This is a genomic window from Curtobacterium sp. MCBD17_019, assembly GCF_003234555.1.
In the GTDB taxonomy this organism is placed as follows: Bacteria; Actinomycetota; Actinomycetes; order Actinomycetales; family Microbacteriaceae; genus Curtobacterium.
In genome coordinates this window covers 283,684-298,874 of the sequence record NZ_QKTT01000002.1, presented here as the reverse complement: position 1 = coordinate 298,874, position 15,191 = coordinate 283,684, and the positions used below count along the sequence as shown (strand labels likewise).

The 15,191-nt window shown below is 66.9% G+C and carries 21 protein-coding genes and 1 pseudogene; 14 read left to right on the top strand and 8 right to left on the bottom strand.

From position 1 onward, the window contains the following. Positions 1–24: 24 nt before the first annotated feature. From DEI82_RS03325 to DEI82_RS03300, 6 genes are all read right to left on the bottom strand, one after another. Positions 25–906, bottom strand: a complete 882-nt coding sequence (locus tag DEI82_RS03325) for an alpha/beta hydrolase (protein WP_258371941.1) — start codon at positions 904–906, stop codon at positions 25–27. A gap of 162 nt (positions 907–1,068) precedes the next feature. Then, positions 1,069–2,772: an MDR family MFS transporter gene (locus tag DEI82_RS03320; RefSeq protein WP_111014265.1), complete on the bottom strand. Its 1,704-nt coding sequence runs from the start codon at positions 2,770–2,772 to the stop codon at positions 1,069–1,071. Continuing rightward, positions 2,769–3,470 (bottom strand): TetR/AcrR family transcriptional regulator, encoded by a 702-nt coding sequence (locus DEI82_RS03315; RefSeq protein WP_181435082.1) that lies wholly within the window; start codon positions 3,468–3,470, stop codon positions 2,769–2,771. Before DEI82_RS03315 ends, DEI82_RS03320 begins: the two co-directional genes overlap by 4 nt. Before the next feature lie 114 nt (positions 3,471–3,584). Then, the gene (locus tag DEI82_RS03310) at positions 3,585–4,448 is read right to left on the bottom strand and encodes an SDR family oxidoreductase (protein WP_111010758.1); all 864 of its coding nucleotides are present in this window, start codon (positions 4,446–4,448) and stop codon (positions 3,585–3,587) included. Further along, a complete protein-coding gene (locus tag DEI82_RS03305) occupies positions 4,445–5,017 on the bottom strand; it encodes an NADPH-dependent F420 reductase (protein ID WP_111035781.1) in 573 nt (190 codons plus the stop codon). The genes DEI82_RS03310 and DEI82_RS03305 overlap by 4 nt, the downstream gene beginning before the upstream one ends. A gap of 46 nt (positions 5,018–5,063) precedes the next feature. Next, a complete protein-coding gene (locus DEI82_RS03300; protein WP_111014261.1) occupies positions 5,064–5,426 on the bottom strand; it encodes a DoxX family protein in 363 nt (120 codons plus the stop codon). Positions 5,427–5,517: 91 nt separating this feature from the next. On the opposite strand from DEI82_RS03300, the gene DEI82_RS03295 reads away from it, so the two are divergent. The 4 genes from DEI82_RS03295 (at position 5,518) to DEI82_RS03280 (ending at position 8,229) form a co-directional block, all read left to right on the top strand. Continuing rightward, positions 5,518–6,030, top strand: coding sequence for a MarR family winged helix-turn-helix transcriptional regulator (locus DEI82_RS03295; RefSeq protein WP_111035780.1), 513 nt, complete (start codon positions 5,518–5,520; stop codon positions 6,028–6,030). Between the two features lie 122 nt (positions 6,031–6,152). Continuing rightward, on the top strand, positions 6,153–6,575 hold the full coding sequence (locus DEI82_RS03290; protein ID WP_220037227.1) for a DUF6069 family protein: 423 nt from the start codon (positions 6,153–6,155) through the stop codon (positions 6,573–6,575). Positions 6,576–6,810: 235 nt separating this feature from the next. Continuing rightward, entirely contained in the window at positions 6,811–7,740 is a 930-nt protein-coding gene (locus DEI82_RS03285; protein WP_181435011.1) for a VOC family protein, read from the top strand. 78 nt (positions 7,741–7,818) lie between these two features. After that, complete coding sequence (locus DEI82_RS03280; RefSeq protein WP_111035778.1) at positions 7,819–8,229, top strand: ester cyclase; 411 nt, start codon at positions 7,819–7,821, stop codon at positions 8,227–8,229. A gap of 213 nt (positions 8,230–8,442) precedes the next feature. On the opposite strand, the gene DEI82_RS03275 is transcribed toward DEI82_RS03280, so the two are convergent. Both DEI82_RS03275 and DEI82_RS03270 read right to left on the bottom strand, forming a co-directional pair. Continuing rightward, on the bottom strand, positions 8,443–8,820 hold the full coding sequence (locus DEI82_RS03275; protein WP_111035777.1) for a hypothetical protein: 378 nt from the start codon (positions 8,818–8,820) through the stop codon (positions 8,443–8,445). 117 nt (positions 8,821–8,937) lie between these two features. Next, positions 8,938–9,207 (bottom strand): hypothetical protein, encoded by a 270-nt coding sequence (locus tag DEI82_RS03270; RefSeq protein WP_111035776.1) that lies wholly within the window; start codon positions 9,205–9,207, stop codon positions 8,938–8,940. A gap of 172 nt (positions 9,208–9,379) precedes the next feature. Between DEI82_RS03270 and DEI82_RS03265 the strand changes: the two genes are divergently transcribed. The 10 genes and pseudogenes from DEI82_RS03265 to DEI82_RS03225 all read left to right on the top strand — a co-directional run bounded on the left by DEI82_RS03265 (position 9,380) and on the right by DEI82_RS03225 (position 15,113). Beyond that, positions 9,380–10,318, top strand: a complete 939-nt coding sequence (locus DEI82_RS03265; protein WP_258371933.1) for an LD-carboxypeptidase — start codon at positions 9,380–9,382, stop codon at positions 10,316–10,318. Between the two features lie 218 nt (positions 10,319–10,536). Beyond that, entirely contained in the window at positions 10,537–10,998 is a 462-nt protein-coding gene (locus DEI82_RS03260) for a bifunctional 2-polyprenyl-6-hydroxyphenol methylase/3-demethylubiquinol 3-O-methyltransferase UbiG (RefSeq protein ID WP_258371940.1), read from the top strand. Next, positions 10,893–11,216: a hypothetical protein gene (locus tag DEI82_RS16440; protein WP_258371942.1), complete on the top strand. Its 324-nt coding sequence runs from the start codon at positions 10,893–10,895 to the stop codon at positions 11,214–11,216. The genes DEI82_RS03260 and DEI82_RS16440 overlap by 106 nt, the downstream gene beginning before the upstream one ends. Before the next feature lie 91 nt (positions 11,217–11,307). Beyond that, a complete protein-coding gene (locus DEI82_RS03255; protein ID WP_111035775.1) occupies positions 11,308–11,541 on the top strand; it encodes a hypothetical protein in 234 nt (77 codons plus the stop codon). A gap of 106 nt (positions 11,542–11,647) precedes the next feature. Next, positions 11,648–12,231 (top strand): annotated as a pseudogene (locus DEI82_RS03250) (recombinase family protein). 190 nt (positions 12,232–12,421) lie between these two features. Then, entirely contained in the window at positions 12,422–12,706 is a 285-nt protein-coding gene (locus tag DEI82_RS03245; protein ID WP_146242817.1) for a hypothetical protein, read from the top strand. Positions 12,707–12,791: 85 nt separating this feature from the next. Beyond that, positions 12,792–13,235, top strand: coding sequence for a hypothetical protein (locus DEI82_RS03240; protein WP_111035774.1), 444 nt, complete (start codon positions 12,792–12,794; stop codon positions 13,233–13,235). 97 nt (positions 13,236–13,332) lie between these two features. Next, positions 13,333–13,689 (top strand): PASTA domain-containing protein, encoded by a 357-nt coding sequence (locus DEI82_RS03235; protein WP_146242816.1) that lies wholly within the window; start codon positions 13,333–13,335, stop codon positions 13,687–13,689. 168 nt (positions 13,690–13,857) lie between these two features. Further along, on the top strand, positions 13,858–14,427 hold the full coding sequence (locus DEI82_RS03230) for an RNA polymerase sigma factor (protein WP_181435081.1): 570 nt from the start codon (positions 13,858–13,860) through the stop codon (positions 14,425–14,427). After that, entirely contained in the window at positions 14,424–15,113 is a 690-nt protein-coding gene (locus DEI82_RS03225) for a hypothetical protein (RefSeq protein WP_111035771.1), read from the top strand. Before DEI82_RS03230 ends, DEI82_RS03225 begins: the two co-directional genes overlap by 4 nt. Positions 15,114–15,191 lie beyond the last annotated feature (78 nt).

Below are 15,191 nucleotides of genomic sequence, written 5' to 3'. Positions count from 1 at the left end.
ACGCTGCACGGCGTGCAACGCGGTTCAGCGGAGGTGTTCGAGTAGGTGCGCGGTGAACGCGGCCATGAGCGTGTCGAGGGTCGCTTTCGGCGTGGAGCTTGCGTAGTAGAAGTCGTGGTCGACGTCGTCGAACCGTCGGGTCTCGACCGGCGCGCCGACGGCTACCGCTCGCGCGCTGAACTCCTCGATGGAGGGGCGCAGCGTGTCGTGCTCCGCGGTGACGACCAGGGTCGGTGGCAGTGCCCGGAGCTCGGCGTCGGAGAGGAAGCTGGGCGAGACCAGGGGATTTTTCCGGTCGGTGTCCTCCAGCGGGTAGGCCGTGTCGACCATCTCGAGCATCCCGGCGTTCACGAACGGCTTCTCGATCAGCAAGGTCGCTTCGGCGGGCGGGATCGACAGGTCCACGGCGGGCACGATGAGGGCGGCAGCGCGAACAGCGGGGCCGTGCTCGCGGGTGGTCTGCGTGAGGGTGCCGAGGGCGAGGTTCCCCCCGGCGCTGCTGCCAGTCACCGCGATCCGGGTGCCGTCCCATCCCATGGTGTCCCCAGAGCGGGCGACCCACCTGAGCACGTCGAAGCACTCCCCCAACGCCTGTGGGAACCGGGCTTTGGGAGCTGTGCTGTAGTCGACGTTGACGACGACTGTGCCGACTTCGCCCGCGATCCCTCGAGCGAGGTGGTTGTCCTGCAGCGGGTTCCCGATCACGAACCCACCACCGTGGGTGTTGATGACCACCGGCGGGGTGGCACCGTTGGCGGCGAGCGGGGCGTCCGCGGGAGGCCGTGTGATGTAGCAGCGGACTGACCCGTGACGGGTGGGGATGTGCACGATCTCGTTGTCCGGAACCGCTCGGGAGGTCAACTCCACCTTCGGCGCCCGGATGATTCGTGTGACGAGCGTTGACATCGCCCAGGTGCGGACGCGCATGCCGAGAGGGGCGGCCATGATGGTCTCTTTCTGTGGCGTGGCTACTGGTGCAGGCGTGCGGGTCGAGCGTGTTCGTCGGTGCCTATCGCGGGCCGGGGATGGAGGGAGGAGCCGCCGCTGACGGCCCCTCCTTCTGTCCGGCTACTTGTCGCGACGGGTCCCGGCTCGAACGGTGTCCGAGCCTGAGGCGGCTGCGGCTGCGGCTGCAGCCGGCTGGCCGGCTGCAGCGGCGTCCTGTCGCGCCTTCTCGAGTTCGTCGGCTTCTGCGCCGCCGATCGCTTCGCCGCGGGCCACCATGCCGGCCGTGTCGGAGAGCTTGATCTGCGGCAGGAACAGCGCGAGGAGGAACGCGGCGGCGATGAACGGCAGCAGGTACCAGAACACCGGCGCGAGGGAGTCGGCGTACGCGTTCACGATGCCGTTCTGCACCGCCTCGGGGAGCTTCGCCACGGTCGCGGGGTCGATGCTGCCCGCCGAGGACGCCGCATCCGTCGCGGAACCGCCGGCGCCGCGGAACACGTCCGTCAGCGAGGTGGTCAAACGTGCGGTGAACAGTGCACCGAAGACGGCGGTGCCGAGGGAGGCGCCGACCTCGCGGAAGTAGTTGTTCGTCGAGGTGGCGGTGCCGACCTGCTCGGCGGGTACGGCGTTCTGTGCGACGAGGACCACGACCTGCATGATGAGGCCGAGGCCGGCGCCGAAGACGAACAGGTAGACGCAGATCAGCCAGATCGGGGTGTCCGCAGCCAGCTGCGTCAAGCACAGCATCGCGGCGGCGACGAGGATCGTGCCGACGATCGGGAACATCCGGTAGCGGCCGGTCTTCGTGATGAGGTTGCCGGATACGACGGAGGTGCCGATGAGGCCGACCATCATCGGGAGCATGAGAAGCCCCGAGACTGCGGCCGAGGTGCCGGACGCCATCTGCAGGAACGTGGGGACGAACCCGATGGCGGCGAACATGCCGATGCCGAGCACGAGGCCGATGCCGGTCGCGAGCAGGAAGGTACGGTTGCGGAAGAACGACATCGGGAGCACCGGGTCCTCGACGCGGGACTCGACGAGCACGAGGAGGGCCGCGGCGACGACGAGGCCGGCGAACCAGGCCCAGGTCTCGGGGGCGTCCCAGCCGTGGTCCTTGTTGCCGCCGAACTCGGAGAAGAACACCAGGCAGGTGGTGGCGGCGGACATGAGGAGCACGCCGAGGACGTCGATCTTCTTCTCGGCCTTCTTGGTGGGCAGGGTGAGTGCGAACCAGGCGATGAAGAACGCGGCGATCCCGACGGGGATGTTGATGTAGAAGGCCCAGTTCCAGGTGAGGTGGTCGACGAAGAACCCACCGAGCAGCGGGCCGCCGATCGCCGAGAGGCCGAAGATCGCACCGAGCGGGCCGAGGTACTTGCCGCGCTGCGACGCGGGCACGATGTCGGCAATGATCGCCTGCGACAGGATCATCAGACCGCCACCGCCGAGGCCCTGCACCGCACGCCACACGATCAGCTGCGTGAAGTCACCGGCGAACGCGCAGCCGGCCGATGCGATGGTGAACAGCGCGATGGCGATGAGGAACAGGTTCCGCCGACCCAGGACGTCGCCGAACTTGCCGTAGATCGGCATCACGATCGTGGAGGCCAGCAGGTAGCCCGTGGTCAGCCACGCCTGGTGCGCGACACCGCCGAGCTCGCCCACGATGGTGGGCATCGCCGTGGACACGATGGTCTGGTCGAGGCTCGACAGCAGCATGCCCGCGATGAGCGCCGAGAAGATGGTCCAGATGCGGCGCTGGGTGAGCAGGAGTGGCCCGTCGGACCGTCCTGCCCGTTTCGCGCTCTTGGTCGAGCTCATGGGGTGTGCTCCAGTTCGTTGATCGAGTGTGCCGCCGAGAGCGGCGCACTGCTGGCCGGGACAGCGGGGCTGTCCGAGTTCGCCATCGCTGTGACAAGGCGGAAGTTGGCGCGGAGGATGTCCTCGAAGGGCGGCCCGTCGTCATCGGCGAAGAACCGCCACGCGGTCGCTTTGAGCAGTGCGCCGATGATCTCGGCAACGAGCCGCCCGCGGTCGTCGGCCGGGTCTGTCCATCCGAATCGGGAGCGCATGGCGTCGCCGACGAGGTTCATCTGCCGGTCGGTCGCGGTGACGAATCGCGCCACGAGGGAGGGCTCGCGTTCCAGGACGTCCCGCATGAGGGCTTCTTCGCCGCGGTCGAGGCCGACGACATGGAGATGTTCGATCGCCAGTGCGACCGCCGCTTCGAAGGGAGCGAGGTCGGGGTCGACCGCCGCTCCCGCAGCGAAGGTGGCAAGCAGGTCGTCTTCGACGCCGAGCTCGATCCCGAGCACGACGTCTTCCTTCGACGCGAAGTGGTTGAAGAACGTCCGGCGGGACACACCAACTTCTTCGCAGAGCTGCTCAATGGTGAACCCGTTCAGGCCGTCCGCGATCGTCCGGCGACGGGCCGTGGCGATCATGCGACGGCGAAGCAGTCGCGTGCGCTCAGATGTGTTCACACTCTGCAGCTTTGCACTTTGCGAGGCACAGTGCAACTACTTGAAGTTGGAGGTGCAGACTTCGCTGGCCGTGCGGCATGGATGCGACAACGCTCCGTGGTACGGACGGAAGTATCCGGCACCACGGAGCGTCGTGGATCCGCGGGTGGATCAGGCCGTGTGGAAGCGGCGGAAGGCTTCCTCGAGCGTCTCGGTCGGGTGACCGATCAGCGTGGAGAGGACCGTCGAGGGTCCGTCGAGCGCGCCGTCGGCGACGGCGGCGTCGAGGCCGACGAGGAACCCGATCGTGCCTTCGTCGAGACCTGCAGCGACGAGTGCCTCCTGGTGCTCCTCCGACGAGACGCCGGCGTACGCGACGTCGCGTCCGAGGACACGGCTGGCGGTGGCGGCGAACTCGGCGCCGTCCCAGGCGGTGTCGCCGGCGAGCTCGAGTGTCTCGCCGCGATGCGCGTCCGTTGCGGCGACGACGGCTGCCGCTTCGGCGTAGTCGGAGCGGGAGGCCGAGGCGATCCGGCCGGTGCCGCTGCTGGCGAGCCACTGGCTGGTCGCGGCGATCTGGGCGAACGCCTGCTCGTAGTTCTCGTTGTACCAGTTGTTCCGGAGCACGGTCGCGGTGACGGGTGAGGCCGCGAGGAGGTCCTCGGTGGCCTTGTGCTCGGGTGCGACGAACAGCGTCGACGTGTCGGCGCGGGGAGCGCTGGTGTAGACGATGTGCTGCACGCCGGCCTGTTCCGCGGCGCGGATGGCGTTGGTGTGCTGCGGGACACGCTGGCCCACCTCGCTGCCGGAGACGAGCACCAGGGTATCGATGCCGTGGAACGCGGCCTGGAGGGCGTCCGGGTCGGTGTAGTCGGCGACTGCGGTGCGGACATCGTGGTCGAGGAACAGTGTCGAGAGGCGGTCGGCGTTGCGGCCGACCGCGACGACGTCATCGGCAGCGAGGCCGCGGGCGAGGAGGTGCTCGACGATCAGGCGGCCGAGTTGACCGGTCGCGCCAGTGACGGCGATCGTCACTTGATGACCCCGAGACCGTCGGTCCATCCGATCTGCTCGGAGACGGCCAGGCCCATCTGGAGGTAGCCGATGCCCTCGAGCTCGTGGGCGCGGGCGAGGGGGCCGGCGTCGTAGGCGTCAAGGCCACCGGCGGTGATCGCTTCGCGGAGGGCGGCCTTCGCGTCGGCGTCGTCGCCGGCGATGAGGACGGCGGTCTTCTTGCCGCCGACGCTCTTCGCGGCAAGCGCGGAGGCGAAGTTGGTGTTGAACGCCTTGACGACGTGGGACTCGGGCAGGCGGGCGGCGAGGTCCGCGGCGCCGCTGCCGGCGTCGAAGGCGACGGGCTGGAAGGTGGCGAAGTCGACGGTGTTGGTGATGTCGACGACGGTCTTGCCGGCGAGGGCGGCCTTGTACTTGTCGGCGATCTCGGGGAGGGCCGCGTACGGGACGGCGAGGACGACGATGTCGCCGGCGAAGGAGGTGGGCTCGTCGGAGTGCTTGATGGACTCGACGGTGGCGCCGCCGTCGGAGAAGACGGAGGCGATCGCGGTGCCCATGTTGCCGGTGCCGAGGATGCTGATGTTGGTCATGATGCGTGCTCCTGTTTCAGAGGTGGTGCGGTTGGAGAGGGTGAGTTCAGAGGGCGATGAAGCCGAGGATCGCGCTGACGATCGAGAGGATCATCAGGACGATCGGCGCCGCCGGAGATTCCTTGCGGCGCAGGTGCACGACCACGGCGCCGAGCATGAGGACCGCGAGGAGGATCGCAGCGATCGGGGTGAGGATCGGCGCGATACCGAGCAGCAGCGGCAGGATCAGACCGATCGCGCCGAGAACCTCGGCGAGGCCGATGAGCTTGACGTGGCTGCTGGCGAAGTCGGCCGCCCAGCCCATCCCGCTGCTGGCGAGGGCCTCGGTCGGGCGTGCCAGCTTCATCAGGCCGGCTCCGAGGAACGCGAGCGCCAGGAGGCCATTGATGATCCAGAGTGCGATGAGCATGATCTTCCTTGTGCTTGAACGTTGAAGTAACGAGAGCGACAGTACACACCGTTTTGTTGAACAGTCAAGTTTTTTCTGCGACGATGTGCGCATGGACGAACCGCGCTGGCTCAACAAGACCGAGGCGGCAGCCTGGATGGATCTCCTTGCGATCATCGAGCTGCTGCCTTCGGCCCTCGACGCTCAGCTCAAGCGTGACTTCGGGATGACCCGCTTCGAGTACAACGTTCTCTCGATGCTGAGCGAGTCGCCCGATGACAGCGCCCCGATGAGCAGCCTCGCCTTCCTCACCAACGGCTCACTCTCCCGTCTGTCGCACGCGGTGACGAAGCTCGAGAAGCGTGGGTGGGTGCGTCGAGTGCCGTCCGAGACGGACAAGCGCTCTCTCGTAGCCACCCTGACCGCCGAGGGTCGAGCGCTCATCGAGCGAGCGGCACCGCATCACGTCGAGGAGGCTCGGCGGGCGTTCTTCAACGCCATCCCGCCCGAGCGGGTCGGTGATCTTGCAGCGATCCTGCGGCCGATCGCCGCGAACCTCCTGACACCGGACGCCGACTGCGGGCCGGCGGCGCGCGCCGCCGCTGCGCCGGTGGCTCACGACTGACCTACGACTCCACAGGCCGCCCACTCCACAGACCCCCGACCGCTCGGACTGGCACCCGTCAGTCAGTTGCTCCGCCGTGCCCGCTCATCCGATGCGGCCGCCCCTCTCAGAACGGAAGTCCCATGAGCACGATCGACACGACCACCCGCCGCCCGAGCAGGGTTCGCGGAGTTCTCATCGCGACGGTCCTCGCCGCCGTCATCGGCAGTATCGCCAACGCGATCATCGCCGTGAGCGCCCTGGCGGCCGGTGCTGACACGGCAGTACAGGGCCTGACGGCGCCGGCGTACGTCACCTTCACCGTCGTCGGCGTCCTGGTCGGTGCGATCGGGTGGGCGCTCATCAGCCGCACGCGGTCGGCTGGACGGGTGCTCGCGATTCTCGTCCCGGTCGTGCTCGTGCTCTCCCTCATCCCCGACGTGCTCCTCGCCGTCAGTGGTGACTCCGCGATGATGACCGCGGGCGTGGCGCTCGGCATCATGCACCTCGTGACGACGGCGGTTGCGGTGCCGCTCTACCGCACGTTCCTCCCGATCGCGCGCTGACATCTCTTTCCGCTCGCCAGCCGATGCGACGCCTTCCTCGCTCGGCTGGCGAGCGTCCTGTATCCAGGCCCGCTACTGCTGCGACGAGCCATCAGGAATGTTCTGCAGCAGATGGTTGACTGTTCAACAAAACGGCGTACAGTGGTCTTCGGTGCTTGATCTTTCAAGTAACTCCGGGTTCGGGCAGCAGCGCGGCCCGGGACCCACGCCGACGTCGAACTCTGCAGGAGCAGCAATGAATCCCCTCGACACTTCTTCGGACCCGCGCCCCGCCCCGAACGCGGCCGCGCCTGGCACCCCGGACCGTGAGGTCGCGGAGTTCGGCGCCGTGCACCTCGAGGTCACCGACCTCGGCCGTTCCACCGCGTTCTGGACCGATGTCATCGGTCTCGTCCTGCGGTCCGAGTCCCAGGACGAGGTCGAGCTCGGTACGAAGGCGCGGACGCTCGTCACCCTGCACCCGGGCGCTCAGACCGGGTTCCTGCAGGGCCACAGCGGGCTCTACCACCTCGCCGTGCACCCGCCGACAGAAGCGGACTTCGCACGGATCCTGCTCCGCCTCATCCGGGTCGGCTGGCAGATCTCGCCGACCGACCACATCATGTCGAAGGCGATCTACCTCCTCGACCCGGACGGTATCACCGTCGAGATCACCCTCGAGACGCCGGAACGTCTCCTCGAGTTCCGCATGGACGACAACGGGCCGTCCGTGATCCGCCAGGACGGCACTCGCTCCAACGGTCGTGAACCGCTCGACGTCCGCGCCGTCCTCGCCGCACTGCCCGATGACGACACCACCCTTCCCGTGCCGGAGGGCACGAAGATCGGCCATGTTCACCTGTACGTCGGTGACCTCGAAGCCGCATACGACTTCTACCGCACGTTCGGGTTCAACCAGGCCGTGTGGGCACCCCGCTTCCACATGGGCGACCTCGGTGGTGGCGGCGCGTTCAACCACCGCATCGCAGTGAACACCTGGCAAGGCGTCGGCGCACCGCAATCACCCGCAGGGACCGCCCGCATGCGCGCCTTCACCCTCCGCCTCGACACCCACGAGCGCCTCGACCACGTCCTCGGAACCGTCGACGGACCCATCGAGGAATCCGACGCCGGCTTCCTCGTCCGAGACCCGAGCCTGAACACGCTGCTGCTCTCCGCCAACTGACCACCGCCCGCAGCCCGGGCATCACACGACCTCACCCACAAGCTCGTGAGTGACCGCTCCCAGCCGAAGGACAAGACCATGAGTACCACCGACGACAACAAGACCATCGCCCGCACCTTCTACGACGCCTACAACGGCGGCGACCTGCAGGGCGCGTTCGACACCTACATCTCCCAGGAGCTCGTCAACCACACCAACGGCGGCGCGATGAACAGGGACATGTGGATGGGTTCCGACCTCGCCGCGAAGACCGCGGTCCCCGACCAGACCATGACGATCCTCGGCCAGGCCGCCGACGGCGACACCGTCTACACCCACTGGGTCCTCGAAGGCACCTTCAGCAACGGCGACCTGTTCGGCATCCCCGCCAACGGCAACGCGACCCGCCTCGAAGCCGTCGCCGTCGATGTCATCCGCGACGGCCAGATCGTCGAGCACAATGCCATCGGCGACATGTCCGCCTTCATGAGCCAGCTCACCGCTCAGTGAGCACCGTCCACGAGCTGATGCAATAGCCGACTGACTCGACAGCCGGCGAAAGCGGAATGATCGCTGGCGGGACCGCACCGGATGAGCCGGGGTCGAGCACAGCTCCCCCGGCTCATCCGGTCACCTTCGACTCCGCCAGCTGTTTCAGTAGCCGATCCTTCACCGAACCTTCAGCAGTACGGGGCTTGCGTCCCGAACTACGAAGCGTCACCGTCAGCTCCGGTGATGTACGGATCGCTCGGGCTGTGTACTTCGGCGCATCCGCGCAAGTCGTAGGCGCACTCGAATCGACCCCTTCGTCCTGCGGAGCGCTTCGCGGAAGTACCACGCGAAAGCCAACCCGATCAGCACCACCGGGAGCAGTTCGGGCGCGAGCAGGAACGTGCCGAAGATCATGTCGAACATCTCGAAACCGACGAGCGACGCTGCCGCGAACCATACCCAGCCGCTGAACAACATCAGATGCCGCGCCGCCCGGTGGCGAACGCGCCGCCCGCGAGCCCGCAACAGGCCGATCTTGCGCCAAGAGGGCTGGCGGTACCGCGGGGGCACTTTTGATGGGATGTGACGACGACGGAAGCTGGCGAGCATGAGCGCTCCAGATGGTTAGCGGCAGCGGACGGCGAAACCGTCGAACCGCGCACGCGCCACTCCACGAGCAGTAGGCAGCCCCCTACAGCGGTAGTGAACCGTCCCAGCGGGAAACGATCAGGCGGTGCGTGCGGCGAGACGACGGACGGGCCGTCCCGGCGCGCACGGTCCGTGCCCGCTTACCAGCATCACGTTCATCTGAGGCCGCAGCTCCGGCTGCGGTCTGGTCGCGCTGGGCACCGGCCAGAGGGTGAGGCCGATCGCGAATACGACGCAGATCACGCGGCCCACGGCATGCACGAGACCCAGTGTCACAGCGGTGCCGACCGTCAAGACAAGGAGCGCGGCAACCGGATGCGCGGCTGCGGACGCGAGAACGAGATGCATCCAAGTCTCGATACCCACAACGCGAGCGAGCAGAACCCATCCGAGTGACGTCACTGGACCCTCCGCCCGCTCCGCTTGGTCATCCAGCTTAGGCAGGGGGACCTAACGACACCAGACAGTCGTCCGGTCGGCGACGAGGACGTCTCATTGACCGATCGGCTATCGAGACGCTGTGACGGGGCGCTGGATAGGGTTCAGAGGCATGGAAGCAACGACGCTCGAACCTCGCACCCTGGTCGCCGGCGACACCGTCGCGATCGTTTCGCCTGCGTCCTGGCCGGAGGACTCCGTGCCCGGCTGGATTGCCCAGCAGGTCGAGTCGTGGGGCCTTCGAGCAATCATCGCGCCGCACGCACTCGACCACCGCGGTTACCTCGCCGGCACAGATGCCGCTCGCATCGCTGACCTCAACGACGTGATCCGAGACCCGGCGGTCCGAGCCGTCATCGCGTCCACCGGAGGGTGCGGCAGCTTCCGGATCGTCCCGGAGGTCGACGTCGACGCCCTCCGCGCCGATCCCAAGGTGCTGGTCGGGTACAGCGACATTACTGCTCTGCACTGCGTGTGGGACGCTGCCGGCGTCCCGACGCTGCACGGAGCGATCGCTGGCGCACACGCTGACCACGTCCGACGGCTGCTCATGGAGGGCGCCCACACCGTCGTTGACGCCGACGCTCGCACCCTCTCGGCGGAGCTCACCACAGCCGGGCGTGCGGAGGGGGCGCTCTTCGGCGGCAACCTCGAAATGCTGGCGCGATCGGTCGGGGTCGTGAACCTCGACCTTGCGGGCAGGATTTTCCTCCTCGAAATGAACCGCGCCGCGGGGCTGGGCATGGTGGATCGCGCGCTGACACAGCTGCGGTACTCCGGGGCACTCGACGGCGTTGCCGGCATCGCACTCGGGAGCATCGACCAGTTCGCCGGCTACGAAGACCGGGGGTGGACGATTCTTGACACCCTCCGCGACCACCTCGATGCCCTCGGCGTCCCCGTCCTCGGTGGCCTGCCCCTCGGCCACGTCGAGAACCTCGTCACTGTGCCACTCGGCACGCACGCCGTCCTCGACGTCGACCACGCACGCCTGACGGTCTCCGCGCCGTCCGGAACCTGATCGGCTATTGAGACGCGTGCTCCTTGCCGCCGCCGACCAGTCGTGACAGGCTCGGCGTCATGAGCCACTGACAGTGCGATCGAGAACCGTCGCCCTCCCGCGGCGGGTCAGTTCACCCTGCAACGAAAGGCTCACCCGTGGCTCTCACGCCCCAATCGCTCAACCCGCGCGTCTGGACCGAGGCAGTCGCTCGCGACTACGACCGGTCCTCCGCGTCGATGTACGACCCGTCCGTTCTTGATCCCGCCGTCGACTTTCTGGCCGACCTGGCCGCCGGCGGCCGCATCGCAGAATTCGCGATCGGCACGGGACGCGTCGCGCTTCCGCTCGCCGCTCGCGGTCTGGAAGTCGCCGGCATCGAGTTCTCCGCTCCGATGATCGACGAGTTGCGCCGGAAGGACGGCGGCGCGGACCTCGAAATCGTCATCGGCGACATGGCTACCACTCGGCTCCCGGGAGAGTTCGCCGTCGTGTTCCTGGCGTACAACGCAATCACCTGCCTCCTGACGCAGGAAGCGCAGCTCCGATGCTTCGAGAACGCCGCCGCGCACCTGGCCCCTGGGGAGCGGTGGTCATGGAGGTCTTCGTCCCGCCACTACGCGGGCTCATCCCCGGCGAGACCTACAAGCCCTTCCACATCTCGGACGACCACCTCGGCTTCGACGAGTTCGACACCGTGAACCAGCTCCTCGTCTCGCACCACTACGACTTCTTCCACGGAGTCGACGGGGCAACCCGGTTCGACTCACCCCAGCGGTATGTCTGGCCCAGCGAGCTGGACCTGATGGCGCTGCACGCAGGACTCACCCTCGACGATCGATCGGCTGACTGGAAGCGGACCCCGTTCACCGCTGACAGTGCCTCGCACGTCTCCGTCTGGCGGAAGCCCTCGCGATAGGTCCGGAAGCCGATCGGTTGACGACAGAGGGGGAGACGAGAGCTGAAGCTGCTTGGGCAGGCAGGTCGGATGGCAGCGGAGGAGGACCCGAGTGGAAGCAAGTTGGCCGCTGTGGGTCGTTGGAGGCGCATTCGTCCTGCTCGGCGTGATCTTCTCAGCCGATCCGAAAGAGAGTCGCGAGTTCTTCGTGCGGCAGGTCCGGTTCCTCTACGGTGACCGGGCCGCGCAGCGATACCGCCGTTTGCCAGCTGGGCTCTTCCTCGCGCTCGCGCTCGCCATGGTGGGGGTCGGCATCCTCTTTGGCTGCTTCGCGGCCGGACTGTAATGACGTCGGGCCCAGTGCTGTCCGATCGGAAGACACTGGGGCCGTTCGGTGCCCGATTGTGTTGCGAGACGACGCGGCCTCGGGGCGGCCAGCGGATCCTCGCGCCATGAACGCTCTACTGATCGGGTACGCCCGCGTCTCAACCTACGAACAGGACCTCACCGCTCAGCGCATCGCGCTCGAGCGACTCGGAGTCGTCCCGCCCAACATCCACACCGATCACGGCCTGACCGGCACCAACAGGTCGCGACCCGGCCTTCGGGAAGCGCTCGCTTCCTGCCGGGATGGCGACACACTTGTCATCGCGAAGCTCGACCGGCTCGCTAGGAGCCTTCGAGACGCGAAGGACATCGTCGACGAGCTCACCGCCAAGAACGTCAAGCTCAATATCGGCGGTTCCGTCCATGACCCCAACGACCCCGTCGGCCGCCTGCTGTTCAACGTCCTGGCGATGGTTGCCGAGTTCGAGTCCGACCTCATACGAGCTCGCACCGCGAGGGGATGCAGATCGCGAAAGCGAAAGGCCACCTCCGCGGCCGGCAGCCGAAGCTCAGCGCCGCTCAACAGCGACACCTCCTCGAGGTGCACGAAGCTGGTATGCATTCGGTCGCGGAACTCGCCGAACTGTTCGGCGTCGGACGAGCGACCGTCTACCGCTGTATCGACAGACAAGCCCACCCCGACCGCTAACGGTCAGCTCCGCTCTCGGCGCAGGCGTCCGAGAGCGGGGCGTCATCCGCGAGCAGATTCATCAGATAACTCATCCAGTCTGTCCTCGAGCGCGGACGTCCGCTGAACGACCGGGCTTCGAGACGGTCGACGCCCGGAAGGAGGAGGTTGAGTTATGTCGCGGTCGACGGGCGCCGGGTAGCGTCGGAGCATGACGTCGTGGTGGGATCGAACCGATCCGTCAGATCGTCCGGAACTGACGAACCGTATGCCTGCAGGACTCATCGAGTCGTGGTGGAACGTAATCGCGGGTGCCGCCCTGATGATCGGTCTCCCCATCATCGTGCTCAGTGGTGGCTTCGACGCAGCGCGCGTCGCGTTCGCACTCTTCGACCTGGCCATCATGGTGGCACTCGAGCTCGTCTTCTTGAGGAAGCTTGTCCAGCGCATCGCCGGCCGGCGCGCGCTTCGCGCGGAGCGCGACGACGATTCATAAGTAGGTTCCGATGCTCTCGCGCGTCCGTACATCGATCCCTCAAAGGGACGTTGCGCCCGCCGGGCTCAGCTGAGAGGTTCGGATCGTGAATGATGAGATCACTGCGGAGGCTCTCCGGCAGGCGTTCCGTGAAGCTGACGGCTTGGAGCCGCTGGTCCTTCCTGATGCTGAAGTGATCGCCTCCCTGGAGGCTGACATGGACACGTTGCGTGACGCCCTCATGAGCGCGCCTTGGATCCGTATTGAGGAGCGCCGCGGAGGTGATGAAGGAGAAAGCTATTCCGTCTGGCCGACCGACGGCGTCCAGGTCAATTTTTTCTTCGACTGGGGAGCCCCCATCGAGTTCGACTTCGACCTTCGGGAGCTGATCGATGACGAGGCCGTCAACGGGCTTGTTCGCTTGTTTCGGCTGGTGAGTTCAGCGGTGGGCAAGGACGTCGTCGTTCGAGCCGAGGGGCATCGAGACGGCCTGCCGGTCGTGCGCGTCGACGCTGGAACCGGCTGCGTTGTGCTCAGCCCTCTCTCCTGACCCGATGAAGGGGCCCCGTAGGGGATCGTTGATCGGACGAAACTCCGGCCGGCCCCGCACCTTCCAGATGTTCCCTCTTCGGCATAACGTGGACGTCGTGGAGCGTGCCGCAGATCGCGTCATCGTCCCCAACGTGGTCGGGTTGCCCTTCCACGTGGGGCGAGACGTTGCGCATGATGCGGGCGTAGTGCTGGCGAACTCGGACCCGGACGGACCGCCAATCGGCGCGCTCGCCTGGCCGGGACTCTTCTACATCACCTCGCAACGCCCGGCCGCGGGAGCCAAGCTCTACCGGTGGGACTCGGTCGTCATCGAGGTCGTGGCGTATGGCGAAGCGGATTCGACCACGCGCGCTCCGTTCCCGCACGAGCCGCCCGTTGGCAGCGCCCACGCACACCCCACGTCCGATTCGTACGTCCACACGGCAGGGGTCGACGACACAGCTGCGAGCTGAAGCGGAACCGCTAGAGGCCCCGGACGGCGAATGAGATTGCTTGCTTCTCGCTCTGGCGCTGAGTGCCGGAGTCCTGTCCGGGCCCGTCGATCTCCAGCCGATCAATCTCTTCTTGATCTCATGTCAGGGCGTGGCCGTTCTCGACATGGTCTGGATGAGGGGGCACGGATGGCTGAGGAGTTCCGGTACGACATCGAGCTGCTACTCGAGGCGCAGCACGGCGACGTGGCTGCGTTCACCACGCTTTACCGCCGTCACGCTCGTGCTGTGCTCCGCTACGCCTGGGCCGGCCTCGGTGATCGGTCCCAGGCGGAGGACGTGTTGCAGGAAACGTTCACGGTCATGTGGCGCAAGCGGCGGCAGGCGGCGATCGTCGACGAGTCCCTCCTGCCATGGTTGCTCGTCGTGTGCCGGAATCACGTGCGCAACCAGCTGCGCCGCCGACGACGACAGACAGCCCATGAACTCGATGATCAGAGTGCCACTCACCACCAGAACGCCTTGCACTCGGACGCCGAGGAGCTGGTCGCGATGCGAGTGGAACTGGGCCGCCTCAGCGATCTCGACCGTCGATTGTGCGAGCTGTGCCTGGGCGAGGGATACACCTACGGCGAGGCCGCCGCGCTCCTGGACACCACAGAAACCGCGGTCGGGAAACGGTTACAGCGTGCTCGCGCGCGCCTTCGAAGCGCTCTCAGCGGCGACGAGCCAACGAACACCAGGGAGGGCACTGCATGACCGAGACGACTCTGCCCGACGACGATGAGCTCGAGCGCATCGCGTTGGCGTCCATGCCCGTGGTGTTGGACCGCATCAGGCCCCGACTACGCCGCCGTCGACAGCTGCTGATCACCGGTACCGCCCTGGTCCTCACAGCTGGCGGCGCGATCGCAGCGACCTTGGTAATCAACGACCCGGGAGACGGGATCGCCAACATCGGTCAGGCGTCCACCTTCGCGCTCGACTGCCACGACCAGGACGGAGCAGTCGCAGTGTCAAACGTGTACGCCGATGACCCCGGCACAGCGTCAAGCGACCCCGTTGCCACCTGCCTTCACGAGGAACGGCTCACCGCGATCGATCACGCGGTGTCGGCAGCCGCCTCGAAAGAGCACGCAGCCGACGTCGGGTGTGGTGTGGTCTTGGTGCCCGCCGCTGCCGAGGACGACGAGAAGCGGTGGACGTGGCTACCCGATGCGCACGGTGACGGGATGAGCGTTTCCGACGGCTTAGGATCATGGGCTGATGCACGGTGGACAAAGAATTGTGAGCAGCACACCGCGACCATCCCGTTACCGCCGATGCCGATAGCGCGACAGGTTGCTTGCGCGAAGGCAGCGAACTGGGCCGAAGTGTTCGTCTCTTCTGGTCGGAGCGCGGCATCCGTCTGCAGCACGCACGGATTACCTACCTGGGGACCCTAACGAGCGAGCATGAACCGTTGGAAGCCGCGAAGCGCCCGATGAGGGATCCGCTGACGGAAGCTCGCTGAGCCGGTTCAC

Excerpts from the sequence above, each read along its gene's own strand:
- DEI82_RS03230 (WP_181435081.1), top strand. The coding sequence starts at position 13,858 with ATGGCTGAGGAGTTCCGGTACGACATCGAGCTGCTACTCGAGGCGCAG.
- DEI82_RS03285 (WP_181435011.1), top strand. The coding sequence starts at position 6,811 with ATGAATCCCCTCGACACTTCTTCGGACCCGCGCCCCGCCCCGAACGCG.
- DEI82_RS03280 (WP_111035778.1), top strand. The coding sequence starts at position 7,819 with ATGAGTACCACCGACGACAACAAGACCATCGCCCGCACCTTCTACGAC.
- DEI82_RS03305 (WP_111035781.1), bottom strand. The coding sequence starts at position 5,017 with ATGACCAACATCAGCATCCTCGGCACCGGCAACATGGGCACCGCGATC.
- DEI82_RS16440 (WP_258371942.1), top strand. The coding sequence starts at position 10,893 with ATGGAGGTCTTCGTCCCGCCACTACGCGGGCTCATCCCCGGCGAGACC.
- DEI82_RS03300 (WP_111014261.1), bottom strand. The coding sequence starts at position 5,426 with ATGCTCATCGCACTCTGGATCATCAATGGCCTCCTGGCGCTCGCGTTC.
- DEI82_RS03225 (WP_111035771.1), top strand. The coding sequence starts at position 14,424 with ATGACCGAGACGACTCTGCCCGACGACGATGAGCTCGAGCGCATCGCG.
- DEI82_RS03325 (WP_258371941.1), bottom strand. The coding sequence starts at position 906 with ATGTCAACGCTCGTCACACGAATCATCCGGGCGCCGAAGGTGGAGTTG.
- DEI82_RS03275 (WP_111035777.1), bottom strand. The coding sequence starts at position 8,820 with ATGCTCGCCAGCTTCCGTCGTCGTCACATCCCATCAAAAGTGCCCCCG.
- DEI82_RS03295 (WP_111035780.1), top strand. The coding sequence starts at position 5,518 with ATGGACGAACCGCGCTGGCTCAACAAGACCGAGGCGGCAGCCTGGATG.
- DEI82_RS03245 (WP_146242817.1), top strand. The coding sequence starts at position 12,422 with ATGACGTCGTGGTGGGATCGAACCGATCCGTCAGATCGTCCGGAACTG.
- DEI82_RS03320 (WP_111014265.1), bottom strand. The coding sequence starts at position 2,772 with ATGAGCTCGACCAAGAGCGCGAAACGGGCAGGACGGTCCGACGGGCCA.
- DEI82_RS03270 (WP_111035776.1), bottom strand. The coding sequence starts at position 9,207 with ATGCATCTCGTTCTCGCGTCCGCAGCCGCGCATCCGGTTGCCGCGCTC.
- DEI82_RS03290 (WP_220037227.1), top strand. The coding sequence starts at position 6,153 with ATGAGCACGATCGACACGACCACCCGCCGCCCGAGCAGGGTTCGCGGA.
- DEI82_RS03260 (WP_258371940.1), top strand. The coding sequence starts at position 10,537 with ATGTACGACCCGTCCGTTCTTGATCCCGCCGTCGACTTTCTGGCCGAC.